Here is a 22,783-nt window from a genome sequence, read left to right as displayed (position 1 = left end):
ACCCATGCTGAGTGTGCCGAACCAGAAAAATCACCGCACCACCGGCCTGCTCGCCCGCCACTGCGCCAGAGTCAAGTTTTTATCCGTCTCAAAATCCCGCACCAGAATCTCGTCGCCCCGCTCGGCCACCAGAAATGTCTCGCGCCGCTGCAGCGCCTCTGCCCCATCCTCGGCAAACGTCAACTGCCAGTATTTTTTTCCATTGACCGTCTGCGGCCCGTCTTCCATCAGCGCCGGATGGGTCGCGCCCTTCGACGCCTGCTCGATCTGCACCGACCAGGTTTTCAGTTCCGGCAGCGCCATCAACGCCGCTTTGGCCTGCTCGGTATCGCGGCTGGTGTCGGCGGCGATCGGCTTGCCCGGTTCCACTGGCTTGTCGTCCTTGCACGCGGCAGCACCACAGGCGAGCAGCAGGGTCAGCAAAAAAGCGGTGGGACGGGCAGGGGACATGGCGTTCTCGATCGGTGCAATGGGTGCATGCTAATCCAGCCGCGGGCGGGCGGCAAGCCATGAAAAAGCCTGCAAGGCGCAAACCTTGCAGGCTGTTCAACTCTCCCTCAAGGCAATCAGGCGCGGCTGGTGCGGCGGCTGACGCCCAGTGCGACCAGGCCCAGTCCCAGCAGGGCCAGAGGTGCTGGCTCAGGCACGTCATTCGGGACGGCCGGGCCCACCCGCTCGATCGAGTATGACGTTGGAGTGCCATAGAATGTCGCGTACCCTTCCGTGCCAATCGTGATGAAATAGCCGAAACCGTAGTCTGATGCGATGGTTTGATAGTGCATCGGTGACATCAGTGCAACGCTGTCCATTGAATTGGTGTACGAATACACCCTCTGCTCCATATTTGTGTACTGACCGTTGGTCGCGGTGCCCTGGATGAACGAGTCTACCTGCCCCTGCTCGCTGCGCACGTAGCTATATTCGCCAGCATACGCCGAACTCGTCAGATCGAACAAATAGCTTTTCGTTACGCCATTAACCGTCACGGTTTGCGTGGCAGTTCCCAAAAGTATGCCGGAGCGCGAAATTTCCGTAACCATGTCCGAGTTGCTCGGCAACAGTGAACTGTCCATCGTCAGCGAAATCGAATACCCAGCCCCCACAAGGCTGCCAACGATACCGAAGACGCCATTGTCATCGGTGCCGGAGTCGATCATTCCCGTCGATGAATAGACCAGCGTTGTGGCGTGCACGCTGCCGCTCAGCACGGTGGCGAACAGGGCAGCAATAACGGCGGTGATTTTAGCGAATTTCATTTTTGATATGAGCTATGCTCAGTGGGTGGATGGTACTACCCATATTAGCTAGAATCGTGCCAATGCCAGGCCGGAAAAATTAGTCGTTTAAAATCAAGGCGGTAAAATTCCGGAAAGAATTTTATATTTCCATGTGTAAACTTTTTCGACAGCCGGCACCGACCGTTATTGTACGATTGCCCATGAAAAAAGCCTGCAAGGCATGTACCTTGCAGGCTTTTCGGGTCAAGCGAACAGCAATTACATCATGCCGTCCATGCCGCCCATACCACCCATGCCGCCCATACCACCACCCATGCCGCCGCCTTGCTTGTCATCGGCAAGTTCCGCGACCATGCAATCGGTGGTCAGCATCAGGCCAGCGATCGACGCTGCATTTTGCAGTGCCGAACGGGTGACTTTGGCTGGGTCCAGCACGCCCATTTCGACCATGTCGCCGTAGGTGCCGTTGGCTGCGTTGTAACCGTAGTTACCCGAGCCAGCCAGGACAGCTGCGACCACGACCGACGATTCTTCGCCAGCGTTTTGCACGATCATGCGCAGTGGCTCTTCCATCGCGCGCAGCACGATTTTGATACCAGCATCTTGATCAGGGTTGTCGCCTTTGACGCTGATGTTAGCGCGTGCGCGCAGCAGGGCAACGCCGCCGCCTGGCACGATGCCTTCTTCAACAGCAGCGCGGGTTGCATGCAAAGCATCTTCAACGCGGGCTTTTTTCTCTTTCATTTCGACTTCGGTGGCAGCGCCAACCTTGATCACGGCAACGCCGCCGGCCAGCTTGGCCACGCGCTCTTGCAGTTTTTCACGGTCGTAGTCCGAGGTCGCTTCTTCGATTTGCGTGCGCACTTGCTTGACGCGTGCTTCGATCGCAGCAGCCTGGCCAGCACCGTCGATGATGATGGTGTTTTCCTTGCCCACTTCGATACGCTTGGCCTGGCCCAGCTCTTCCAGCGTGACTTTTTCCAGCGTCAGGCCAACTTCTTCAGCGATCACTTGACCACCGGTCAGGACAGCGATGTCTTCCAGCATGGCTTTACGACGGTCGCCGAAGCCTGGTGCCTTGACGGCGCAGGTTTTCAGGATGCCGCGGATGTTGTTGACCACCAGGGTCGCCAGTGCTTCGCCTTCGATGTCTTCTGCGATGATCAGCAGTGGACGGCCGGCTTTGGCCACTTGCTCCAGGATCGGCAGCAGGTCACGGATGTTCGAGATTTTTTTGTCGCACAGCAGAACGAATGGATTGTCCTGGATGGCAACTTGCTTGTCCGGGTTGTTGATGAAGTAAGGCGACAGGTAGCCGCGGTCGAACTGCATGCCTTCCACGATGTCCAGCTCGTCGTTCAGCGACTTGCCGTCTTCCACGGTGATCACGCCTTCTTTGCCGACTTTTTCCATCGCTTCAGCGATACGCTCGCCGATCGAGTAGTCCGAGTTGGCCGAAATGGCGCCAACTTGGGCGATTTCTTTGGTGGTGGTGCATGGCTTGGCCATTTTAGCCAGCTCTTCGACGGTGGCAGCAACTGCCTTGTCGATGCCGCGCTTGAGGTCCATCGGGTTCATGCCGGCGGCAACGAACTTCATGCCTTCGCGCACGATGGCTTGTGCCAGCACGGTGGCGGTGGTGGTGCCGTCGCCGGCGTTGTCGCTGGTGCGGGAAGCAACTTCCTTGACCATTTGCGCGCCCATGTTCATGAGCTTGTCTTTGAGTTCGATTTCTTTAGCGACCGAGACACCATCCTTGGTCACGGTCGGGGCGCCGAACGAGCGCTCCAGCACAACGTTGCGACCCTTAGGGCCCAGGGTGACTTTGACTGCGTTGGCGAGAATGTTCACGCCTTCGACCATTTTGGCGCGCGCTGCGTCGCCGAAGATTACTTCTTTCGATGCCATTGTGTAGCTCCGTATTGGTGTTAGTTATTGGGGGAGTGAATTACTTGACCAGAACGGCCATGATGTCTTCTTCGCGCATGACCAGCAGTTCCTGGCCATCGACCTTGACGCTTTGGCCGGAGTACTTGCCGAACAGGACGCGGTCGCCGACTTGCACTTCCAGTGCGCGCACGGTGCCGTTGTCTTGCACTTTACCGTTACCGACGGCGAGGATCTCGCCCTGGTCCGGTTTTTCAGCAGCAGCGTCCGGGATGATCAGGCCGGAGGCCGTTTTGGTTTCCTGGTCGAGACGCTTGACGATGACGCGATCGTGCAGTGGGCGAAGGTTCATGCAAAACTCCTTAAAATTCAATGGTTTGGACTGACAGATACGACCGCCGCTTGGTAGCGGGGGCGGGAATCAGGTTGTTAGCACTCTCTGCCAACGAGTGCTAATTATAGGGACGACTATAGGGTATTTCAAGGCGCTTCGTGCTTTATTTAACTACAGGCACTTGATCTAACGCAAAGCGGTAGAGTAGAAATGTGCGAGGAAAACTCATCCATTGCGGTGCGATTCGGTTGACGTTGAAACGGTGTCCGCCCTATAGTGACGGATGATTTCCGAATTCCACGACCTCTCCGACAAGATCACGCAGCTCGCTGCCTTGACCACGTCCCTGCGCACCGAGAATTATCTCCTGCGCCAGGCCAATACCATCCTCGGCGCCGAAAACCTGGCCTTCCAGAATCGCCTGGCCGAAGCGCAGCGCCGCGTCGAAGCACTGCTCGCGCAGCTGCCTTCCGTGGCCGTGCCCGAAGCCAGTGCGACAGCGCCCACTACCACCGCCGAGGCGCCACTATGATCAATCTCGACGTCACCATCATGGACCAGCCCTACCGCCTGTCCTGCCAGGAGGGCGGCGAACGCACCCTGCGCGAAGCGGTGCACTACCTCGACAGCAAGATGAAGGCGCTGCGCGACTCCGGCAAAGTAAAAGGCAACGACCGCATCGCGGTCATGGCCGCGCTCAGCGTGGCCGCCGAATTCCTGTCGGTGAAATCGACGGGGCCCTTGTCGGGTCTGTCGATTTTGGAAGTCAAGGAGAAAATCGACGCGATGCATCACGTGTTGGACAGCGCACTGACGCCGCAAGAAAATTTGTTCTGACGGCCAAATTCGTTTGACATGACGTATCAAGCGAGTAAACTCCGTCTCACCCTGCGGTGTTCGAGATTGCCATATATTCCTTGAACCATTTATGTGCACCGGTTGCGGGATATGTCTGGTGGGAGTGATCGTCGCTCGTTCGATGAACCCGAAACTGCACTAACTGCGACCACCTTGAACCGTTTGGTTCGGGATGCCGGCATAGAACGGCACTGGCGGGGTAATTATTCGTAAAACGGCTGCATATGGAAATGCGCAGCCGTTTTTTTACGCCTGCTGTTTTATTTCTCCAGCCATTTTTGCAGCAGCAGAAAATCGGCCCGTTCCACCGGCGTGATCGACAAGCGACTGCCTTTTGCCAGGATGCGCAGTTCCGCCAGATCCGGCTCGGCCCGCAGTGCGCTCATCGGAATCAGGGTGCCACGGCTGACAAAGCGGATATCCACCGATACCCAGCGCGGTGTTTCCAGGGTCGCTTTCGGATCGAAATAATAGGTGTCCGGAACAAATTGGGTGGGGTCGGGATAGGCATTGCTGACGATTTCCACCACCCCGACCACGCCAATCTGCGCGCAACCCGAGTGATAAAACAGCGCCAGGTCGCCGCTGCCCATCTGGTCGCGCATGAAATTGCGCGCCTGGTAATTGCGCACGCCGGTCCAGGGGATCGGGGTTGCGGGATGGGCGGCCAGGTCGTCGATCGAAACATCGTGCGGTTCGGATTTCATCAGCCAATAGCGCATGCGTATTCCCAATCGTATAAAAGCAGCAATTGTGGCGTCCACTTGGCGCGCGGTCAAATGGTCCTTTGGATAGATTATTGCAACAATTTGTGGTTATTTAAGCGAATTTTTGAGAAATAATCACAAATTTACACGTATTGATGGTCGGTCAATTGCAATGGCGAAACATTTACGTTAGCCTGCTTTCCATCAGGCAACCTTATGTGCTCCAGGTTGCTCCGCCCCGCCTGCCTGACCCCTTCCAAGACTTCTATTCCATGAAATTCGCCAATCTTAAAATCGCCCGTCGCCTGCAGCTCGCGTTCGGCCTCGTCATCGTCGTGATGCTGGTGACCATTGCCACCGCGCTGTCGACCATGGACAGGCTGAACGACGCCAGCACGGAGCTGACCGATAAGGTGTGGCCACGAGCAAGTGCCAGCAATGCGGCAGCGCTCAGCGCCCGCAGCAGCTATGGCCGGCTGGCGCAATTGGCGGTCTTGCGTGATCCTGCCGAGCGGGCGATCGCAACCACGAAGCTGGCCGAACATACGGCCTTGCTCAACAAGTCGATCAATGAGCTCGACGGCTTGCTGGTGATAGCAAAAGGCAAGGCCCTGAACGCCGAGGCAAAAGTGCTGCGCGATACCTACTTGGCAGCGATCGGCCAAGTGCTCGTGCTGGGCAAGGAAGACAAAATGGAAGAGGCCAGCAAGCTGGCTTTCGGCAGTGCCTACGCTGCTATGCAGAAGCTGTCGCTGAACCTGACCGAGCAGAGCAAATTTCAGGAAGCCCGTTTCGGCGAGATCAACGACGCTGCTGACGTCGACTTTGCCCAGAGCCGCAACGTGATGATCGGCGCGAGCTTGCTGGCCGTGCTGCTGTCGATCGCTGCCGCCATCGTCATCAGTCGCTCGATCGTACGTCCGCTGGAACAAGCCGTGAAGGTGGCGCGCACTGTCGCTGGCGGCGACCTGACCAGCGAGATCGACGTCACCTCCAACGACGAAACCGGCCAGCTGATGCAGGCGCTGAAAGAGATGAATACCTCCCTGCAAACGATCATCGGCGAAGTGCGTACCGGCAGCGACACGATTGCTTCGGCATCGTCGGAAATTGCCAGCGGCAACCTGGAACTGTCGTCGCGCACCGAGCAGCAAGCCAGTTCGCTGGAAGAAACCGCCTCGTCGATGGAAGAGATGACGTCGACCGTGAAACAGAACGCCGACAATGCGCGCCAGGCCAATGTCCTGGCCGCCAGCGCATCGGACGTGGCGCGCAAGGGCGGCGCGGTGGTCTCGCAGGTGGTGGAAACCATGGGTGCGATCAATGATTCGTCGCGCAAGATCGTTGACATCATCTCCGTGATCGACAGCATCGCCTTCCAGACGAATATTCTGGCCCTGAATGCGGCCGTGGAAGCGGCGCGCGCCGGCGAGCAGGGCCGCGGTTTTGCCGTGGTGGCGTCCGAAGTGCGCAACCTGGCCCAGCGTTCGGCCAGCGCGGCGAAGGAAATCAAGACCCTGATCGACGATTCGGTACAGCAGGTGACGCGCGGTTCGAAGCTGGTGCACGATGCCGGCAGCACGATGGAAGAAGTGGTCACCAGCGTGCAGCGCGTGACCGACATCATGGCGGAAATTTCCAGCGCCAGCCGCGAGCAGGAAGCGGGCATCGAGCAGATCAATATGGCGATTACCGAGATGGATTCGGTCACGCAGCAAAATGCGGCGCTGGTCGAAGAAGCGGCAGCGGCGGCGGGCAGCCTGGAAGAGCAGTCGACGGCGCTGGCGCAGCTGGTGAGCCGGTTTGTCGTGCACGTCGCCAAGCCAGTGCAGCGCAGCGCGCCGCGCGCGGCAATGTCAGCGCCAGCGCCACGACCGGCGTCCGCCGGCAAGGCCAAGCCGCCGGCCGCACGCATCGCCGCGCCTGCCGCGACCGTGCGCAAGAGCGCGCCGACAGCGCACGACGAACAGTGGGAAACGTTTTAAACCTGGCGACCGTCAGAAACACCATTTTTTGACAGAAATGGAAGCAAGCAGTCTGATTTCTAACTGCAATATTATCGATTTTTCTACCTGATACTCTCATGCATCGCTTCAACCTGAACATCGCCACGCGGCTGCGGCTCGCATTCGGCGCCGTCATCCTCATGCTGCTGGCGATTGTGGCGCTGTCCTTTTTCGCCATGCAGGAGCTGAACCAGTCCACCGGCGAGCTGGCGAGGAAATCGTGGCCGCGGGTGCGCGCCGCCAACCTTGCGCTGGACAATGTCCGCGGCAGTTTCGGCCGGCTGGCGCAATTGGCGGTGGCGACCGATCCGGCCGAATTGAAGACGGCGACCGAACGCCTGGCCGCCAACACGGCCGCGTTCAACAAGGCACTCGGCGAACTCGACGCCACGCTGGTGACCGAGGAGAGCCGTGCCAGCAATACGGAAGCGAAAGCCCTGCGCGACCGCTACGTCGGCTTGAGCACGCGCGTGCTGGCGCTGAGCCAGGCCGGCCAGCGCGACGCCGCGCTGGCGCTGGCGTTCGGCGATGCGTATGCCGCCATGCACAAATTTGCCGCCAGTCTGCGCGCCCAGGTGAACCTGCAGGAAAAGCATTTCGACGCCAGCGCCGACCAGGCCGATACCGTGTTCTTGGTCAGCCTGAAGCGGATGGGCGGCGCGGCGCTGGCGGCCTTGCTGCTGGCAGTTGGCGCCGTCATCGTGATCACGCGCTCGATCGTGCGCCCGCTGGCGCAGGCAGTGCAGATCGCGCGCACGGTGGCCGCCGGCGACCTGACGACGGATATCCGGGTGGTGCCGGGCGACGAGACCGGCCAGTTGATGCAGGCCCTGAAGGACATGAACGCCGCGCTCCAGACCATGGTGGGCGCGGTGCGCAGCGGCAGCGACACGATCGCCACTGCGTGGGCGGAAATCGCCAGTGGCAACCTGGAGCTGTCCTCGCGCACCGAGCAGCAAGCCGCTTCGCTGGAGGAAACCGCGTCGTCGATGGAAGAGATGACGGCAACGGTCAGGCAGAATGCCGAGAATGCGGACCAGGCCAATGGGCTGGCATCGACCGCGTCTGGCGTCGCGCGCAAGGGCGGCATGGTGGTGTCGCAGGTGGTGCAAACGATGGGCGCCATCAACGTCTCGTCGCGCAAGATCGTCGACATCATCGCGGTCATCGACGGTATCGCTTTTCAAACCAATATCCTGGCCCTGAACGCGGCGGTGGAAGCGGCGCGCGCCGGCGAGCAGGGTCGCGGCTTTGCCGTGGTGGCATCCGAAGTGCGCAACCTGGCCCAGCGTTCGGCCAGCGCGGCCAGGGAAATCAAGACGCTGATCGACGACTCGGTGCAGCAGGTCGAACAGGGTTCGAAACTGGTGGGCGATGCCGGCACCACGATGCAGGAAGTGGTGGCCAGCGTGCAGCGCGTGACCGACATCATGGCGCAGATTGCCAGTGCCAGCCGCGAGCAGGACGCCGGCATCGAGCAGATCAACACCGCCATCACCGAGATGGACACCGTGACACAGCAAAATGCGGCCCTGGTCGAAGAAGCGGCTGCGGCGGCCGGCAGCCTGCAGGATCAGGCCGCCGGCCTGGCGCAGCTGGTCAGCCGCTTCAAAGTGGGCGACACGGCTTTCGCCTGAGTACTACATGATGGAGCGGATCCGCTCCGCATCGGCGCTGGTGGCCGGGTTGTAGACCACCAGTCCGAGGTCGGGCCTGCCGTCGACCGAAAACGATGAAAATTCCATGGCGATGATGCCGGCCTGCGCATGGCGCAAGTGCTTCACGCCGTCGCCGAAGCTGCGCACCGCGCGGTCGCGCCACATGGCGGCGAAGTCGGCGCTGTCGGCGCACAGGGCGGCCACCACCATCTCGATCTCGCTCGAAGGACCGGCACGCGCGGCGTCCGCGCGAAACGCCGCCACGGCAAAGCGCGCAACGCTCTCCCAATCGGGGTTGGTCAGGCGGCTGGCGGGATTGCAAAAGATGCGCCGCAAAATATTGCGTTCGCCCATCGCCAGCGCGTCGTAGCCGAACACCGCCGCCGCGGCGCGGTTCCAGGCCACCAGGTCCCAGGTCAGCGATTTGATGAAGGCGGGACTCACGCCGAGCGCGTCGAGCACCCGCTGCAGGCGCGGCGAGATCGCGTTGTCTCCCTGATAGCGCACGGCGGGTGGCCGCCCCAGCGCCAGCAGGAACACATGTTCGCGCTCGTCGGCCGTCAATACCAGCGCCTGCGCGATGCGTTCCAGCACCGGTTCGGATGGTGCGCCACCGCGGCCCTGTTCCAGCCAGGTGTACCAGGTAGGGCTGATGCTGGCGCGCTGGGCCACTTCCTCGCGGCGCAAGCCCGGCGTGCGCCGGCGCGCGCCCGCGAAGCCGAGGATGGCAGCGTCCAGTTTGGCGCGGCGGTCGCGCAGGTATTTGCCCAAGGCGTTGTTCTCGGCGATATCCATCGTGGTAGGCGCTATACCAGTATAAAGTCCCTACTTTACCCGGATGCGGGTGCGTCGCATAGTGGTGTCCTACTTATTCAAGGAGAATGTCATGCGGGTATTCGTAACAGGTGCGAGCGGCTTTGTCGGTGCGGCCGTGGTGCAGGATTTGCTGGAACATGGACACAGTGTGCTGGGCCTGGCGCGCTCGGATGCGGCGGCAGCCAGCGTGGCAGCGGCGGGAGCGAACGTTGTGCGCGGGTCGCTCGAAGACCACGACAGCCTGCGCCAAGGCGTGGCGGAAGCGGATGGCGTCATCCACCTGGGCTTCCTGCACGACTTTGCGAACTTCGCGGCCAGCTGTGAGCTGGACCGGCGTGCCATCGAGGCGCTGGGCGCGGCCCTGGCCGGCACGCAGCGTCCGCTGCTGGTGACGTCCGGCGTGGCGCTGGTGTCCCCGGGCCGGATGGCGACCGAGGCGGACGGCTTCAAGCCGGTGGCGCCGGATTTTCCGCGCGCGTCCGAGGCAGCCACTGCGGCGCTGGTGGAGCAGGGCGTGCATGCGTCGGTGGTGCGCCTGCCGCCGTCGGTGCACGGGATCGGTGACCATGGTTTTGTGCCGATGCTGGCCGCCGTGGCCCGGGCCAAGGGCGTGTCGGCCTATGTCGGCGCCGGCGCCAATCGCTGGCCGGCGACGCACCGGCGCGATGCCGCGTGCGTGTACCGGCTGGCTTTGGCGCAGGGCGGCAGCGGCGCGCGCTATCACCCTATCGCCGAGGAGGGGGTGGCGTTTCGCGCGATTGCGGAAGCCATTGGTGCGGCGCTGGGACTGCCGGTGCGCAGCGTCACCGAAGAAGACGCCGCGGCGCATTTCGGGTGGTTCGCCAGGTTTGCGGGCGCGGACATGCCGGCGTCGGGTGAAGAGACCAGGCGCGTGCTGGGGTGGGCGCCGCAGGAGAAGGGGTTGATTGAGGATCTCGCAACGGCCGGCTATTTGTAACGCGCGCTTTCAGCTCCGCCGTCGATCCGTCACCCCGTTGAAAAACGGGGCCCATACTGCGCACGCCAAATAGTGAATGCATTCTCAGCATGGATACCGGCTTTCGCCGGTATGACGTTTTGAAGTCAACTCAAGCTGCCACCAACCCCGCAATCAAATCGCCCACTTCGGCGGTTGTCGCCGTCCCACCCAGATCGCCTGTCCGCGGCCCGGCACGCAGCGCCTGCTCGATCGCCGCGACAATCGCATCGTGCGCCTCTTTGAGGCTGGCGTCGCCGTCCGGTCCATCGGCCAGAAAGCCCAGCATCATCGCCCCAGACCAGATCATCGCGATCGGGTTGGCGATGCCCTTGCCCGCGATATCCGGCGCCGAGCCGTGCACCGGTTCGAACAGCGACGGGAAGTTGCGTTCCGGGTTCAGGTTGCCCGACGGCGCGAGGCCGATGGTGCCGGTGCACGCCGGGCCCAGGTCGGACAGGATGTCGCCGAACAGGTTCGACGCCACCACCACATCGAAGCGGTTTGGCTGCAGCACGAAGCGCGCGGTCAAAATGTCGATGTGCTGCATGTCGACCGCGACCTCCGGATAGCCGGTTGCCATGGCCTGCGCGCGGCCGTCCCACCATGGCATCGAAATGGCGATGCCGTTCGATTTGGTGGCAACGGTGAGGTGCTTGCGCTGCCGCGCATTGGCCAATTCAAACGCGTACTTCAGCACGCGGTCGGTGCCGACGCGCGAGAATACGGACTCCTGGATGACGATTTCGCGCTCGGTGCCGGGGAACATGATGCCGCCCAGGTTGGTGTACTCGCCTTCGGTGTTTTCGCGCACGACGAAAAAGTCGATGTCGCCGGGCTTGCGGTTCGCCAGCGGGCACGGCACGCCTTCGAACAGGCGCACCGGGCGCAGGTTGATGTACTGGTCGAATTCGCGCCGGAATTTGAGCAGGGAACCCCACAACGAGATGTGGTCCGGGACTGTCTCGGGCCAGCCCACCGCGCCGAAATAAATGGCGTCCATGCTTGAAAGTTGCGCCTTCCAGTCGTCCGGCATCATGGCGCCGGTTTTCAGGTAGTAGTCGCAGCTGGCCCACTCGAAGTGGGTGAATTCGAGCGCCAGGCCGAAGCGCTTTGCTGCCGCCTCCAGCACTTTCAGCCCCTCGGGCAGCACTTCCTTGCCGATGCCGTCGCCGGCGATTGCCGCAATCCTGAATGTGTTTGCCATGCTGTCCTCGCGAATGATCAATGCAGCGATGGTAGCAACGTTTGGTTGTGTACAATCATCGTCATCGTGAATCCACTATGAACGAATCGTGAATACTATGCCGGACCTGCGCGACCTGCGCGTGTTTGTCGAAACCGCCAAACGGTCGAGCTTTGTGCGCGCCGCGGTGGCGCTGGAGGTGTCGGCCGCCTATGTCACCAAGCGCATCCGCGTGCTGGAGGGCGAGCTGGGTGTCAAGCTGCTCCATCGCAGTACCCGCAAGGTCACGGTCACCGAGCAGGGCGAGCGTATTTACCAGTGGGCGCTGCAGATCCTTGATGCGGTCGACGGCATGGTGGCCGAAGTGGGCGCGAGCCAGGCCGAACCAAGCGGGTCGCTGCGCATTTGCAGCAGCTTCGGTTTTGGCAGGAATATCGTCGGGCCGGCCATTTCGCAGCTGATCGCGCGCTATCCGCAACTGTCGGTGCGCTTCGAAGTGTTCGACCGCCTGATCGACATCACCAGCGAAGGGTTCGACCTCGATGTGCGCGTGGGCGACGAGATCGCGCCGCACCTGCTGGCGCGCCGGCTCGCCGTGAACCACCGCGTGCTGTGCGCGGCGCCATCCTACCTGGCCCGGCGCGGCACGCCGCGCACGCTGGGTGAACTGTCCAGCCACGACTGCCTGGTCATCAAGGAGCGCGACCATCCATTCGGGGTCTGGCGCCTGCGCGAGGAGGTCATCAAGGTGACCGGGCCGCTGTCGTCGAACCACGGCGAGATTGCCGTGCAGTGGGCTGTCGACGGACGCGGCATCGTGCTGCGCTCCTTGTGGGATGTGGCGCCCCTGCTGGCCTCGGGGGCGCTGGTGCAGGTGCTGCCCGACGTGGTGCAGGAAGCGAACGTCTGGGCCGTCTATCCGTCCAGACTCAGTGGCTCGGCCAAGCTGCGCGTGTGCGTCGACTGGCTGGAAGAATCACTGCGGGCCCTGAACACCGGCAAGGCGGTCGCGCCGGTAAGCCCACACCAGCACCCCGGCTCCAACAAGCATCATCGGCAATGACAGCACCTGCCCGGAGGTGATGGGCATGCCGAGCACGGTGATTTGCCAGTCCGGCACGCGGAAGTACTCGGTACAGAAACGCGCGCAGCCGTACAGCAGTGTGAACATGGCGCCCACGGCCCAGCGCGGGCGCTGGCGCGCGGCATACGGCCACATGATCAGGAACACCAGCACGCCGTCGACCAGCGCCTGGTACAGCGGCGACGGGTGGCGCGGGCCAGCGACATTCGGCCAGATCATCGCCCACGGCAGGCTGGGGTCGGCCAGGCGGCCCGGCAGTTCGGCGTTGATGAAATTGCCGATGCGGCCGCACGCATAGCCGAGCGGCACCAGCGGCGCGATGAAGTCGTACACGTCGCCCAGGCGCCGCCCGGCCTTGCGCGACCAGACCAGCATGCCGATCATGACGCCGATAAAACCGCCGTGGAAGGACATGCCGCCTTGCCAGATCTTGAAGATGGCAATCGGGTCGGCAAAGTATTTGGCCGGCTCATAGAACAGCACTTCGCCCAGGCGTCCGCCGACGATCACGCCGAGCATGCCGTAAAAGAGCATGTCATCGAGGTCTTCCTTTTTCCACGCCATCGCGGCAATGTGCGGCTGCCTGATGCGCACGCGGCCAAGCAGCAGGAACAGGCCAAAGGCGAGCAGGTACATCAGGCCGTACCAGTGAACCGCGAGGGGGCCGAGCGAGAACGCGACCGGGTCGGGGTGGGGGTGCATCAGCGGCATATTAATGATTCCTGAGTAATTCCAAAAAGCCGTGCAGGACGGGCGAGGGATTGTCGCGGCGCCAGGCCAGGCCGGTCTCCACCAGGGGCGTCGGGGCGGCCAGCGAGCGGTATTCTACGCCGGGACGCATCAGGTTCGATACCGACTGCGGCACCAGTGCCAGCCCCATGCCCGCCGAGACCAGGCCGACGATGGTTTGCATCTGGATCGCTTCCTGGCCGATGACGGGCGTGACGCCGGCGGCGGCGAAGCAGGACAGGATGGCGTCGTGCAGGGCCGGCGAGATTTTGCGCGGAAAAATAATCAGGGGCAGGGCGGGCAGGTCCTGCAGGCGCACCGGACCGCTGCCGGCAAGCGCTGCCAGTCCGGCCGGCGCGGCCAGGATCAGGGGCTCGTCGAGCACCTTCATGTAATCCAGTTCAGCGCGCGCTTTCTCCGGCAAGGGCGGAATCAGCAGGCCGCAGTCGATGCGCGCGTGCAGCAGGTCGTCCAGCTGCACGTCGGAGGTCGCTTCCTGCAGGACGATTTCCACGGCAGGAAAGGCGGCGCGCCAGGCGCGCAGGAAGGGTGGCAGCACGCTGTAGTCGGCCGAGGTGACGAATGACAGCACCAGGCGGCCGCTGGCGCCAGAGGCGGCGCGCTGGACCAGTTCGGCGAAGCCGGCCGCCTCGGCCAGCATGCGGCGCGCTTCCGGTAGCAGGGCCGCGCCGGCGGGCGTCAGCGCGACCCCGCGCCGGTTGCGCAGGAACAGTGCGGCGCCGAGCAGCGCTTCGAGCGCCTGGATCGCTTGCGACAGGGGCGGCTGGGTCATGTGCAGGCGCGTGGCGGCGTGGCCGAAATGCAGTTCTTCGGCGACCGTGACAAAATAACGGAGCTGGCGCAGTTCCAGGTTCATGCGATATGCAAATCCATTCAAAGTGGTCGGCTCGATATGTCGAACGACTCACCGGAAGGGATGATAACGCTGATTGGCAGGGATGGGTACGGCGGGGTTTATTTGCGCTTTTCGAAGGTCTTGGCGATCCGGTCCTTGCGGCGTTGCTCATCGACGTTGTGCGCCTTGCGCTTGTCGAGCCCGAATATTTTCTCGACGAATTCGAACCAGATGAATGCGACCACCATCAGCGCCACGATCCACCACCATGACAATTCGGCAAATTTCCACACTTCGAAATAGCGCAGGCCGATCAAGGCGGCAATTAACAGGATCAACGGCATGGGACGACTCCTCAATAAGGGTCCCATCTTACAAATAAAAAGTAGTGCCGTGCAGCAAAATTGAGTGTTTTATCGCATTGCGTCAACCTGAGCCAACAGAAAGCCGTTACCAGTTGTGTCGAAGGCATGAAGCTTGTCAAAGACACGTTAAAATAGCGCAAGTAAACGATACGGAGAAGTCAATGAAACGGTCCATGATGGTGTTGTTCGCGCTCGTAGCCGGCGCGTCCTCGAGTGCATTTGCCCAGGCCGACTTGGCCAAATCGAAAAATTGCATGGCTTGCCACGCCGTTGGCAGCAAGCTGGTCGGTCCTGCCTACAAAGATGTCGCCGCCAAATATGCGGGACAAAAAGATGCCGAAGCCAAGCTGGTGGCCAAGGTCATGAAGGGCGGCTCCGGCGTCTGGGGCCCGGTGCCGATGCCGGCCAATCCGCAGGTGTCGCAAGCCGAGGCGCAGTCGCTGGTGAAGTGGGTGCTGGCGCAGAAATGAATGGTGGCAGCTTCATTTCCTGAGCTGCCAATAAAAAAAACCCGCCAGCGTAAGCCGGCGGGTTTTTTTAATGGGCGTGTGTGATTAGCGCACCACGTCCAGCTTGACCTTCTTGCCGGCCTGGTACGTGAACAGGGTCAGCGCACCATCCTTGATGTCGCCCTTGGCATCGAACTGAATCAGCCCGGTTACGCCCTGGTACTTGATGGCTTTGAGTGCCGGCAGATAGACCTTGGGATCGGCCGACTTGGCGTTTTGCATGGCGGTGGCCATGGTCATCACCGCGTCGTACACGTACGGCGCATACAGCTGCACGTCGACGCCGTATTTTTTCTTGAAGCGCGCCGAGAAGTCGGCCATGGCTTTTTCCTGGTCGCCTTTCACGCCGCCTGCTTCGGCGCAGGTCACTTTGCCTTCGCCCAGGCCGTCGCCCGCCAGGCGCCCCAGCGCTTCGGTACACACGCCGTCGCCGCCCATGAATTTGGCATCGATGCCGAGCGCCTTCATTTGCTTGAGCATCGGGCCGCCCACCGAATCCATGCCGCCGAAGAAGATCAGATCGGGTTTCTTGGCCTTGATGGAGGTGAGGATGGCGGTGAAGTCGGTGGCGGCCGGCGTGGTGAATTCCTTGCCGACGATTTTGACGCCCGGCAGCTTGGCGCCCTTGACGAATTCATCGGCCACGCCCTGGCCGTAGGCCGAGCGGTCGTCGATCACGGCGATGGTTTTTGCCTTGAGCGTGTTGGCGGCGTACAGGGCCAGCGTGCTGCCCAGCTTCTTGTCGCTGGCCACCACGCGGAACGCGCCCGGGAAGCCCTGGTTGGTGTACTGCGGCGTGGTGGTCGACGGCGAAATTTCCGGGATGCCGGCATTGTTATAGATGCGCGAGGCCGGCACCGTGGTGCCCGAGTTCAGGTGGCCGATCACGCCGTTGACCTTGGCGTCGACCAGTTTTTGCGCGACCGCCGTGCCTTGCTTCGGATCGGCGGCGTCGTCTTCGGTCAGCAGCTGCAAGGTGACCTTTTTGCCGTTGATCATGAAGCCCTTGGCATTGAGTTCTTCGATGGCCATGCGCGCGCCGTTTTCATTGTCCTTGCCGAGGTGGGCGCTCGGGCCCGAAATCGGACCGACGTGGCCGATCTTGACGATGTCCTGGGCGCAGGCGCTGCCGGCAAGTGCGGCGGCGATGGCAAACGGAATGAGCTTCGTGGTGAACTGCATGGACATCCTCCAATAGTTGAGACAGGTTTTGCGTAGCCAAAAGGTACAACAATTTGGCTAGTTCGCAAAGCAATAAACGTCCCTGCGCGTGCGTGGTGCACGCGCGCGCGTGAATCGACGGCGGCCGGTTGCAGGCAGTGCGTTTTGCTGGGAGAAATGCTTAGTTTCGGTGCGGATTTTTCAGCTGCGCAAGCTCGTACGCGACCGCTTGCGTGACCGTGTCCTGGATGGCCCGCTGCAGGCCGGCGCGCAGTTCCACCGTGAGGCTGGCCATGGCGAACTGCAGCACGTCGGCCAGGCTGTCGCGCAACTGGTTGTCGAGCGTGGCGTCGATGCGCGCGTCGAGTTGCTGCAGGACGCGGCCAGCCACGCGCTGCTCGAGCAGGCGCCACTCCGATTCGGTCCAGCTGTCGGTGGCAAGGGTGGCCAGTTGCGCGCCGATGGCATCGGCGTCGGGTGGCGCTTCGTCCTGGATCAGCTCTTCCTCCAGCACAGGCGCTGGCACTGGTACCGGCGCTGGCGGTTTGCGGTCCCTATCCGAAAACACTTCGGTCAGCACCGGAATACTCTGGTCGAACGGTTGGCTCATGATTTGCCTGCGACGAAGTGGGTCAGCGGGTGGGCCAGCTTTTTATAGGCGACGTAGCGCTTGCGGCCTTCGGCAGCGTCTTCTTCGTCGGTCGAGATGATCTCGAACACGCGCGCGTAATCGGCAAACGAGGCCGGGGTGCGGCGCGTCAGGTTGATCAGCATGTCGTGGTGCGGCACCGGGTCGGTGTCGCTGGCGGTGATGATGATGGGCGTCTGGTCCGCCAGCGCATCGCCGGCCATGACATGCGGTAAAAAATCGGTGTCGGACAGGGTCCACAGCGCGGCGTTGAGCGCCGCAGCCTGGTCCGCATCCTCGGCCAGCAGCACCAGTTTCGCGTTGGCCGCATACGCTTTACGCGCCAGCCGGCAGGCGTAGCTGACCTTGTCCGGGATGTTGGTGTGGAAATCGATGCGCGTCATGCCCGCCTCAGAAGCGGATGCCGGTGGGCGACGGTGGCGGCGCGGCCGGCACGGTCGGCGTCTCGACCGGGGCGGCCGGTTTCGGCGCGGCCACCACGGCCGGCGCGGCGTGCTGCACCGGCGGATTCTGGTAGCCGGCCGGCAGCCGTTTGGTCAGCGGATAGGTCGCCTCCGTCAGCGCCGCCTGCAATTCGCCCACACCGTAGCCAGCCAGCGTCGTGCGCCCGATCGTGATGAAAGGGACGGTGTCCTTGCCGCCCGCCGCAGCCAGGCTGGCCCGGTCGGCGTCGTTGGCCACGGTTTTTTCCGAGAACGGCACGCCGCGGTCGAACAGGGCTTTGCGCGCCTGGTCGCAGGGCACGCAATTGCCCGTGGTGTACAGCGTGACCGGGTTGTTTTTCACTGCCTGCGCCAGTGCGTACGGCAGCGGCACGGCAGGCGTCATCGCGGGCGCGGAAAAATCCTTCACCTCGACCTTCTTTTCCTGCGCCGGCGGCGGGGTGTCGCTGTAGTGCACGACGCCCTGGTTATCCTTCCATTTGTACATCTGCTGGGCGCAAAGCGCGCCACTGGCGAGGGCCAGGCTGATCGCTACAAGTACCGCTGCGCGGGCCGTCATGGCTTACGCCTGCATGCCGCTGTGGCGCAGCAGGGCGTCGATCGACGGCTCGCGGCCACGGAACGCTTTAAAGGATTCCAGCGCGGGGCGGGCGCCGCCCATGGCCAGGATCTCTTGCTGGAAGCGCTTGCCGGTTGCATCGAGCGCGTCGCCCCCGGCGGCCACCGCTTCTTCGAACGCGGCATAGGCATCGGCCGACAGCACCTCGGCCCATTTGTAGCTGTAGTAACCGGCCGCGTAACCGCCGGCGAAGATATGGCCGAACGAATGCTGGAAGCGGTTGAATGCGGGCGGCATCATCACCGAGAACTGCTTGCGCACGTCGTCGATGAGCTGCTGCACGGTTTGTGCGCTGTCCGGGTTGAAGTCGTAGTGCAGGTGCATGTCGACCAGCGAAAACTCCACCTGGCGCAGCGTCTGCATCCCGGACTGGAAGTTTTTCGCGGCCAGCATCTTGTCGTACAAAGCGCGTGGCAAAGGTTCGCCGGTTTTTACGTGACCGGTGAGATCCTGCAGCACGTCCCACTCCCAGCAGAAGTTTTCCATGAACTGGGATGGCAATTCGACCGCATCCCACTCGACGCCGGAAATGCCGGAGACCGACAGCTCTTCCACTTCGGTCAGCATGTGGTGCAGGCCGTGGCCGAATTCGTGGAACAGCGTGGTGACTTCATCGTGCGTGAACAGCGAAGGCTGCAACTTGCCGTCAACGGTTGCCGGTGGCGTGAAATTGCAGGTGAGGTAAGCGATTGGGGTCTGGATGATGCCGCCCGTGACCAGGCGGCGACCGCGCGCATCGTCCATCCACGCGCCCTGGCCCTTGCCGGCGCGCGCGTACAGGTCGAGGTAGAACTGGCCCACCAATTGACCATCGCGCTCGATGCGGAAGAAGCGCACGTCCGGGTGCCAGACTGGCGCGTCGTCCGGCTTGATGGTGACGCCAAACAGCTTTTGTACCAGCTTGAACAGGCCGCCGACGACTTTCGGCTCCGGAAAGTATTCCTTTACTTCCTGGGCTGAGAAAGCGTAGCGCTGCTCGCGCAGTTTTTCGGAGACGTAGGTCTGATCCCAGGCCTGCATGTCGTCGATGCCGAGCGTGGCGGCAAAGGCGCGCAGTTCTTCAAGGTCTTTCTCCGCATACGGTCGCGCGCGGCGTGCCAGGTCTTCCAGGAACTCGATCACGTGTTCCGGGCTTTGCGCCATTTTCGACACCAGCGACACTTCGGCGAAGTTGCGGTAGTCGAGCAGCTTGGCTTCTTCGTCGCGCAGTTTCAACAGCGTGGCGATGTTGTTGGTGTTGTCCCACTTTTCCAGTTCGCTGAACACGACGCCCATTTCCGACGCCTTGGTGGCGCTGGCGCGGTAGATCGTCTCGCGCAGGGTGCGGTTGTTGGCGAATTGCAGCAGCGGGAAGTAGGACGGGAAGTGCAGCGTGAACAGGTAGCCCTCCGCACCAACGATTTCGGCGGCGGCTTTCGCGGCGGCGACGGCGTCTTCCGGCACGCCGGCCAGTTCTTCGACGGTGGCCACGATCAGCTTGTAGTCGTTGGTGGCGTCGAGCACGTTTTCGGAAAAGCGCGTGGAGACGGCGGCGTGCTGTTCCTGGATGTCGGCAAAGCGTTCTTTTTTCGCTTCAGGCAGCTCGGCGCCGCCCAGGCGGAAGTCGCGCAGGGCGTCTTCGACGATTTTTTTGCGGGCTGGCGTCAGGTTGGCGAAGTCGCTCGCCGCGCGGATGGCCTTGTACTTGTCGAACAGCGCTTCGTTCTGGCCGAGGGCGGTCCAGAACTCGGTGATTTTCGGCTGGGTTTCGTTGTAGACGGCGCGCAGTTCGGGCGTGTCCATCACGCTGTTGAGGTGATTGACCACGCCCCAGGCGCGGCCGAGGCGCTCGCTGGCTTCTTCCAGCGGGACCACGAAATTGTCCCAGGTGACGCTGTCGGCTGGCGCTTCGAGTTGCTTGACCACGGCGGCGGCATGGGCGATCAGTTCATCGATGGCGGGGGTAACGTGTTCCGGACGCACTTCATCGAAGCGCGTCAGGCTGGAAAAATCGAGCAGGGGGTTGGTCGTAGTCATGTCATATCCTTTTAGGTGCGCTCGGCGGCTTCCACGGTATTCATTAACAGCATCGTAATCGTCATCGGACCCACGCCGCCTGGAACGGGCGTGATGAACGAGGCGACTTCGCGTACGCCGGCAGTGTCGACATCGCCGCACAGCTTGCCGTTGTCGTCGCGGTTCATGCCCACGTCGATGACGATGGCACCCGGTTTCACCATGTCGGCGGTGAGCGTGTTGCGGCGGCCGACGGCGACGACGACGACATCGGCCTGGCGCGTGTGATACGCCAGGTCCGCGGTCGCACTATGACAGATGGTGACGGTGGCATTCGCTTGCAAGAGCAGCAGGCCCATTGGTTTGCCGACGGTGTTGCTGCGGCCGATGACCACGGCATGCTTGCCGCGCAGGTCGACGCCGGTACTTTCGATCAGCTTCATGCAGCCGTACGGCGTGCAGGGACGGAAGCCTTCCAGGCCCGTCATCAGTTCGCCGGCCGACAGCACCGAGTAGCCATCCACATCCTTGGCGGTGGAAATGGCTTCGATGACCTTGTGCGGGTTGATGTGACGCGGCAGCGGCATCTGCACCAGGATGCCATGGATGGCCGGGTCGACGTTCAGTGCGGCGATGCGCTCGAGCAGGGCCGCTTCGCTCAGCTCGGCCTCGTACTTTTCCAGCACCGAGTGGAAACCCACGTCGGCGCAAGCCTTGACCTTGTTGCGCACATACACCTGGCTGGCCGGGTCTTCGCCGACCAGGATCACGGCCAGACCCGGCTGGCGGCCGCTTGCGCTCAGCGCGGCTGCCCGTTGGGCGATTTCGACGCGCAGTTTTTGGGAGAGGGCAATTCCGTCGATGAGTTGGGCTGGCATGGTGGTTGTCGCTGTCAAGAATGAAAACGCGATTATAAAGCCGGTGCAGCGCGCGCGGGGTTTCGTAGCCTGCTGCGCCAAAGCAACAGTTACCATTGGAAACATTTCTATATGGATGCAAATGTTACTATGGGTAAAGTTAAGTTTGTAATAAGTTATTTAAATACATCGACCCTTACCAAAAGTGCCATGCCCATGTTTAATTTGACGCCGACTCCTCCGCTGCGCTGTACGCGGCTGGTCGCGACCACACTGGCCATCGCCACCCTGCTGGCCGCTTGCGGTGGCGGGGGCGGCGACAAGTCCGCTGCCGGCACCACGCCCGCGACCGGCACCACGCCTGTTACCACCCCGGTTACCACCCCTGTTGCGGGCGACACCCCCGTCACCGCCCCGACGGTGGCGGCCTACACCGATTTGTCGTGGCCGAACCAGCAACCGGTGACCCAGTACACGCTGGCCGACGGCACGCTGGTGACCCAGCTGGGCGGGCGCACGCGCGACCGCCATGCGCGCGAGCAGCCCAACGTCAAAGGCGAGGGCGACAATTACCTCACCTTCGCCTCGCACTATTTCGAACGCCGATCGCACCAGTTGACGATCTACGAGAACGTTTCGCCGACGGACGCCAACGCCCGCATCCTGACAGTGGTGGTGCGGCCGCAGTGGTGGTGGTACGGCACCAATTTCCGCCACAGCTACATCGGCCGGCGCGACGGCGACCCGCTGGGACCGTCGGCGGTGGCGCTGTATGGCGACAATGGCGGCATGAAGCGCTTGCCGGTCGGTGCACTGCTGTCCGGCCAGGAACTGAAAACCCCGATCGCCAATTACGATACCTTGCCGGGTGACCCGGGCGCCAACTACGACACCGACCTGAACGTGCCGCCGAAAGACGGCGAATTCGTGCTGGTCAAGCAAATCACCGTGTCCGCTGCGCTGCGCAGAACCCTGCGCACCGGCGACCTGCTCGAATTCGAACTGGGCATCTTCCTGGCCGGCAACCAGGGCGACGCGCTGGGCCGTTTCAATTACTACGCCGAAGCGCTGGTCTACCAGGTCGGCCAGGGCGGCGCCAAGCCGTGGTATCGCGGCCCGTGCTGCGACAGTACCCTGATCCCGTGGGACGCCCGCGTGTTGCCGGCTGAAGCGATGAGCGGCGGCGCCCTGATGACGCTGCAGGAAGATGCGTCCTTCATGCCGGAAAATAATTTCCTGCAAGCGGGCACGAATATCGCAGGCATCAACATCCAGTCCTTCCTGGAAGGTCGGCGCCTGTTCCACACCTCGTTCCTGACCGGCTCGCACACCGAGGCCGGCAACCCGACCCTGTTCAGCACCCAGGCCGGCAAGGCCGGTCCGAAGTTCCAGCAGGCCGCCTGTATCGCCTGCCACGTCAACAACGGCAAGAGTTCGCCGGTGCTGGGCCAGCCTTTGAACACCATGGTGGTACTCACTGGCGACAGCGACACCGCCGGCAAGCTGGTGATCGACGGCCGCTTCGGCGGCCACCTGGCGCAGGGCCTGATCGTCGAGGCGGGCAAGACGTATGACGGCCGCCAGGGCATCCTGAAAATCGGCAGCTATCTCGAGACCACCGGCAAGTATGCCGACAACAGCGCCTACACGCTGCAAAAGCCGCAATACGTCCTGACCGACGTGGCCGGCAAAACGCTGGACCTGCCGGCGCGCATGTCGGTGCGCGCGGCGCCGCACATGGCGGGCATGGGCTTGCTCGAAGCGGTGCCGGAAAGCACGCTGGCGGGGGGGGGGGGGGGGGGGGGGGGGGGGGGGGGGGGGGGGGGGGGGGGGGGGGGGGGGGGGGGGGG

At 62.5% G+C, this 22,783-nt stretch carries 23 protein-coding genes, 1 other RNA gene and 1 pseudogene; 9 read left to right on the top strand and 16 right to left on the bottom strand.

The features are described from left to right. Positions 1-30 precede the first annotated feature (30 nt). The 4 genes from V6M87_RS08085 to groES all read right to left on the bottom strand — a co-directional run bounded on the left by V6M87_RS08085 (position 31) and on the right by groES (position 3,477). Positions 31-450, bottom strand: coding sequence for a hypothetical protein (locus V6M87_RS08085; protein ID WP_332876099.1), 420 nt, complete (start codon positions 448-450; stop codon positions 31-33). Positions 451-566: 116 nt separating this feature from the next. Then, positions 567-1,256 (bottom strand): PEP-CTERM sorting domain-containing protein, encoded by a 690-nt coding sequence (locus V6M87_RS08080; RefSeq protein ID WP_332876098.1) that lies wholly within the window; start codon positions 1,254-1,256, stop codon positions 567-569. Between the two features lie 240 nt (positions 1,257-1,496). Further along, positions 1,497-3,146, bottom strand: a complete 1,650-nt coding sequence (gene groL, locus V6M87_RS08075) for a chaperonin GroEL (protein WP_332876097.1) — start codon at positions 3,144-3,146, stop codon at positions 1,497-1,499. Positions 3,147-3,186: 40 nt separating this feature from the next. Beyond that, complete coding sequence (groES, locus tag V6M87_RS08070) at positions 3,187-3,477, bottom strand: co-chaperone GroES (RefSeq protein ID WP_332876096.1); 291 nt, start codon at positions 3,475-3,477, stop codon at positions 3,187-3,189. Between the two features lie 265 nt (positions 3,478-3,742). Here groES and V6M87_RS08065 point away from each other — a divergent pair, with 265 nt between their 5' ends. The 3 genes from V6M87_RS08065 (at position 3,743) to ssrS (ending at position 4,522) form a co-directional block, all read left to right on the top strand. Then, a complete protein-coding gene (locus tag V6M87_RS08065; RefSeq protein ID WP_332876095.1) occupies positions 3,743-3,991 on the top strand; it encodes a hypothetical protein in 249 nt (82 codons plus the stop codon). Beyond that, positions 3,988-4,296: a cell division protein ZapA gene (locus V6M87_RS08060; protein ID WP_332876094.1), complete on the top strand. Its 309-nt coding sequence runs from the start codon at positions 3,988-3,990 to the stop codon at positions 4,294-4,296. Before V6M87_RS08065 ends, V6M87_RS08060 begins: the two co-directional genes overlap by 4 nt. 45 nt (positions 4,297-4,341) lie before the next feature. Then, positions 4,342-4,522: non-coding RNA, 6S RNA (gene ssrS / locus V6M87_RS08055), on the top strand. Positions 4,523-4,577: 55 nt separating this feature from the next. Here ssrS and V6M87_RS08050 read toward each other — a convergent pair. Continuing rightward, positions 4,578-5,039 carry an EVE domain-containing protein gene (locus V6M87_RS08050; protein WP_332876093.1) on the bottom strand — a complete coding sequence of 154 codons (462 nt, stop codon included), beginning with the start codon at positions 5,037-5,039 and terminating at the stop codon, positions 4,578-4,580. Between the two features lie 257 nt (positions 5,040-5,296). Between V6M87_RS08050 and V6M87_RS08045 the strand changes: the two genes are divergently transcribed. Next, positions 5,297-7,009 carry a methyl-accepting chemotaxis protein gene (locus V6M87_RS08045; protein ID WP_332876092.1) on the top strand — a complete coding sequence of 571 codons (1,713 nt, stop codon included), beginning with the start codon at positions 5,297-5,299 and terminating at the stop codon, positions 7,007-7,009. A 98-nt stretch (positions 7,010-7,107) separates the two neighbouring features. Beyond that, positions 7,108-8,667: a methyl-accepting chemotaxis protein gene (locus V6M87_RS08040; RefSeq protein WP_332876091.1), complete on the top strand. Its 1,560-nt coding sequence runs from the start codon at positions 7,108-7,110 to the stop codon at positions 8,665-8,667. A gap of 3 nt (positions 8,668-8,670) precedes the next feature. Here the strand turns inward: V6M87_RS08040 and V6M87_RS08035 are convergent, their stop codons facing one another. Beyond that, positions 8,671-9,483, bottom strand: coding sequence for a helix-turn-helix transcriptional regulator (locus tag V6M87_RS08035; RefSeq protein ID WP_332876090.1), 813 nt, complete (start codon positions 9,481-9,483; stop codon positions 8,671-8,673). A gap of 91 nt (positions 9,484-9,574) precedes the next feature. On the opposite strand from V6M87_RS08035, the gene V6M87_RS08030 reads away from it, so the two are divergent. Next, positions 9,575-10,462 (top strand): SDR family oxidoreductase, encoded by an 888-nt coding sequence (locus tag V6M87_RS08030; RefSeq protein ID WP_332876089.1) that lies wholly within the window; start codon positions 9,575-9,577, stop codon positions 10,460-10,462. 130 nt (positions 10,463-10,592) lie between these two features. Here the strand turns inward: V6M87_RS08030 and V6M87_RS08025 are convergent, their stop codons facing one another. Continuing rightward, a complete protein-coding gene (locus tag V6M87_RS08025; protein ID WP_332876088.1) occupies positions 10,593-11,687 on the bottom strand; it encodes a tartrate dehydrogenase in 1,095 nt (364 codons plus the stop codon). A 97-nt stretch (positions 11,688-11,784) separates the two neighbouring features. On the opposite strand from V6M87_RS08025, the gene V6M87_RS08020 reads away from it, so the two are divergent. Continuing rightward, positions 11,785-12,729, top strand: a complete 945-nt coding sequence (locus V6M87_RS08020) for a LysR substrate-binding domain-containing protein (protein ID WP_442920564.1) — start codon at positions 11,785-11,787, stop codon at positions 12,727-12,729. Here V6M87_RS08020 and lgt read toward each other — a convergent pair. The 3 genes from lgt to V6M87_RS08005 form a co-directional block, all read right to left on the bottom strand. Next, positions 12,643-13,461: a prolipoprotein diacylglyceryl transferase gene (lgt, locus tag V6M87_RS08015; protein WP_332876086.1), complete on the bottom strand. Its 819-nt coding sequence runs from the start codon at positions 13,459-13,461 to the stop codon at positions 12,643-12,645. The genes V6M87_RS08020 and lgt overlap by 87 nt on opposite strands. 1 nt (position 13,462) lies before the next feature. Then, complete coding sequence (locus V6M87_RS08010) at positions 13,463-14,356, bottom strand: LysR family transcriptional regulator (RefSeq protein WP_332876085.1); 894 nt, start codon at positions 14,354-14,356, stop codon at positions 13,463-13,465. A 98-nt stretch (positions 14,357-14,454) separates the two neighbouring features. Then, positions 14,455-14,679, bottom strand: a complete 225-nt coding sequence (locus V6M87_RS08005; RefSeq protein WP_332876084.1) for a TIGR04438 family Trp-rich protein — start codon at positions 14,677-14,679, stop codon at positions 14,455-14,457. Positions 14,680-14,861: 182 nt separating this feature from the next. On the opposite strand from V6M87_RS08005, the gene V6M87_RS08000 reads away from it, so the two are divergent. Further along, complete coding sequence (locus V6M87_RS08000) at positions 14,862-15,170, top strand: c-type cytochrome (protein ID WP_332876083.1); 309 nt, start codon at positions 14,862-14,864, stop codon at positions 15,168-15,170. Positions 15,171-15,254: 84 nt separating this feature from the next. On the opposite strand, the gene V6M87_RS07995 is transcribed toward V6M87_RS08000, so the two are convergent. From V6M87_RS07995 to folD, 6 genes are all read right to left on the bottom strand, one after another. Next, positions 15,255-16,391: a branched-chain amino acid ABC transporter substrate-binding protein gene (locus V6M87_RS07995; protein ID WP_332876082.1), complete on the bottom strand. Its 1,137-nt coding sequence runs from the start codon at positions 16,389-16,391 to the stop codon at positions 15,255-15,257. A 160-nt stretch (positions 16,392-16,551) separates the two neighbouring features. Beyond that, complete coding sequence (locus V6M87_RS07990; protein WP_332876081.1) at positions 16,552-16,980, bottom strand: hypothetical protein; 429 nt, start codon at positions 16,978-16,980, stop codon at positions 16,552-16,554. After that, complete coding sequence (locus V6M87_RS07985; protein ID WP_332876080.1) at positions 16,977-17,402, bottom strand: DNA polymerase III subunit chi; 426 nt, start codon at positions 17,400-17,402, stop codon at positions 16,977-16,979. Before V6M87_RS07985 ends, V6M87_RS07990 begins: the two co-directional genes overlap by 4 nt. Before the next feature lie 7 nt (positions 17,403-17,409). Continuing rightward, complete coding sequence (locus V6M87_RS07980; RefSeq protein WP_332876079.1) at positions 17,410-18,021, bottom strand: glutaredoxin family protein; 612 nt, start codon at positions 18,019-18,021, stop codon at positions 17,410-17,412. Positions 18,022-18,024: 3 nt separating this feature from the next. After that, positions 18,025-20,097, bottom strand: a complete 2,073-nt coding sequence (locus tag V6M87_RS07975; protein ID WP_332876078.1) for a M3 family metallopeptidase — start codon at positions 20,095-20,097, stop codon at positions 18,025-18,027. Positions 20,098-20,108: 11 nt separating this feature from the next. Then, a complete protein-coding gene (gene folD, locus V6M87_RS07970) occupies positions 20,109-20,954 on the bottom strand; it encodes a bifunctional methylenetetrahydrofolate dehydrogenase/methenyltetrahydrofolate cyclohydrolase FolD (protein WP_332876077.1) in 846 nt (281 codons plus the stop codon). 189 nt (positions 20,955-21,143) lie between these two features. On the opposite strand from folD, the pseudogene V6M87_RS07965 reads away from it, so the two are divergent. Continuing rightward, a pseudogene (locus V6M87_RS07965) lies at positions 21,144-22,783 on the top strand (di-heme oxidoredictase family protein); the annotation flags it as partial.

This window comes from Massilia sp. S19_KUP03_FR1 (genome assembly GCF_036688685.1).
In the GTDB taxonomy this organism is placed as follows: domain Bacteria; phylum Pseudomonadota; class Gammaproteobacteria; order Burkholderiales; family Burkholderiaceae_D; genus JALYUM01.
Note: the sequence above shows the minus strand (reverse complement) of the source record. Positions and strands in the feature narration are given on the sequence as shown.

Coding starts and splice junctions, on each gene's coding strand:
- V6M87_RS08085 (WP_332876099.1), bottom strand. CDS start 450: ATGTCCCCTGCCCGTCCCACCGCTTTTTTGCTGACCCTGCTGCTCGCC.
- V6M87_RS08080 (WP_332876098.1), bottom strand. CDS start 1,256: ATGAAATTCGCTAAAATCACCGCCGTTATTGCTGCCCTGTTCGCCACC.
- groL (WP_332876097.1), bottom strand. CDS start 3,146: ATGGCATCGAAAGAAGTAATCTTCGGCGACGCAGCGCGCGCCAAAATG.
- groES (WP_332876096.1), bottom strand. CDS start 3,477: ATGAACCTTCGCCCACTGCACGATCGCGTCATCGTCAAGCGTCTCGAC.
- V6M87_RS08065 (WP_332876095.1), top strand. CDS start 3,743: ATGATTTCCGAATTCCACGACCTCTCCGACAAGATCACGCAGCTCGCT.
- V6M87_RS08060 (WP_332876094.1), top strand. CDS start 3,988: ATGATCAATCTCGACGTCACCATCATGGACCAGCCCTACCGCCTGTCC.
- V6M87_RS08050 (WP_332876093.1), bottom strand. CDS start 5,039: ATGCGCTATTGGCTGATGAAATCCGAACCGCACGATGTTTCGATCGAC.
- V6M87_RS08045 (WP_332876092.1), top strand. CDS start 5,297: ATGAAATTCGCCAATCTTAAAATCGCCCGTCGCCTGCAGCTCGCGTTC.
- V6M87_RS08040 (WP_332876091.1), top strand. CDS start 7,108: ATGCATCGCTTCAACCTGAACATCGCCACGCGGCTGCGGCTCGCATTC.
- V6M87_RS08035 (WP_332876090.1), bottom strand. CDS start 9,483: ATGGATATCGCCGAGAACAACGCCTTGGGCAAATACCTGCGCGACCGC.
- V6M87_RS08030 (WP_332876089.1), top strand. CDS start 9,575: ATGCGGGTATTCGTAACAGGTGCGAGCGGCTTTGTCGGTGCGGCCGTG.
- V6M87_RS08025 (WP_332876088.1), bottom strand. CDS start 11,687: ATGGCAAACACATTCAGGATTGCGGCAATCGCCGGCGACGGCATCGGC.
- V6M87_RS08020 (WP_442920564.1), top strand. CDS start 11,785: ATGCCGGACCTGCGCGACCTGCGCGTGTTTGTCGAAACCGCCAAACGG.
- lgt (WP_332876086.1), bottom strand. CDS start 13,461: ATGCCGCTGATGCACCCCCACCCCGACCCGGTCGCGTTCTCGCTCGGC.
- V6M87_RS08010 (WP_332876085.1), bottom strand. CDS start 14,356: ATGAACCTGGAACTGCGCCAGCTCCGTTATTTTGTCACGGTCGCCGAA.
- V6M87_RS08005 (WP_332876084.1), bottom strand. CDS start 14,679: ATGCCGTTGATCCTGTTAATTGCCGCCTTGATCGGCCTGCGCTATTTC.
- V6M87_RS08000 (WP_332876083.1), top strand. CDS start 14,862: ATGAAACGGTCCATGATGGTGTTGTTCGCGCTCGTAGCCGGCGCGTCC.
- V6M87_RS07995 (WP_332876082.1), bottom strand. CDS start 16,391: ATGCAGTTCACCACGAAGCTCATTCCGTTTGCCATCGCCGCCGCACTT.
- V6M87_RS07990 (WP_332876081.1), bottom strand. CDS start 16,980: ATGAGCCAACCGTTCGACCAGAGTATTCCGGTGCTGACCGAAGTGTTT.
- V6M87_RS07985 (WP_332876080.1), bottom strand. CDS start 17,402: ATGACGCGCATCGATTTCCACACCAACATCCCGGACAAGGTCAGCTAC.
- V6M87_RS07980 (WP_332876079.1), bottom strand. CDS start 18,021: ATGACGGCCCGCGCAGCGGTACTTGTAGCGATCAGCCTGGCCCTCGCC.
- V6M87_RS07975 (WP_332876078.1), bottom strand. CDS start 20,097: ATGACTACGACCAACCCCCTGCTCGATTTTTCCAGCCTGACGCGCTTC.
- folD (WP_332876077.1), bottom strand. CDS start 20,954: ATGCCAGCCCAACTCATCGACGGAATTGCCCTCTCCCAAAAACTGCGC.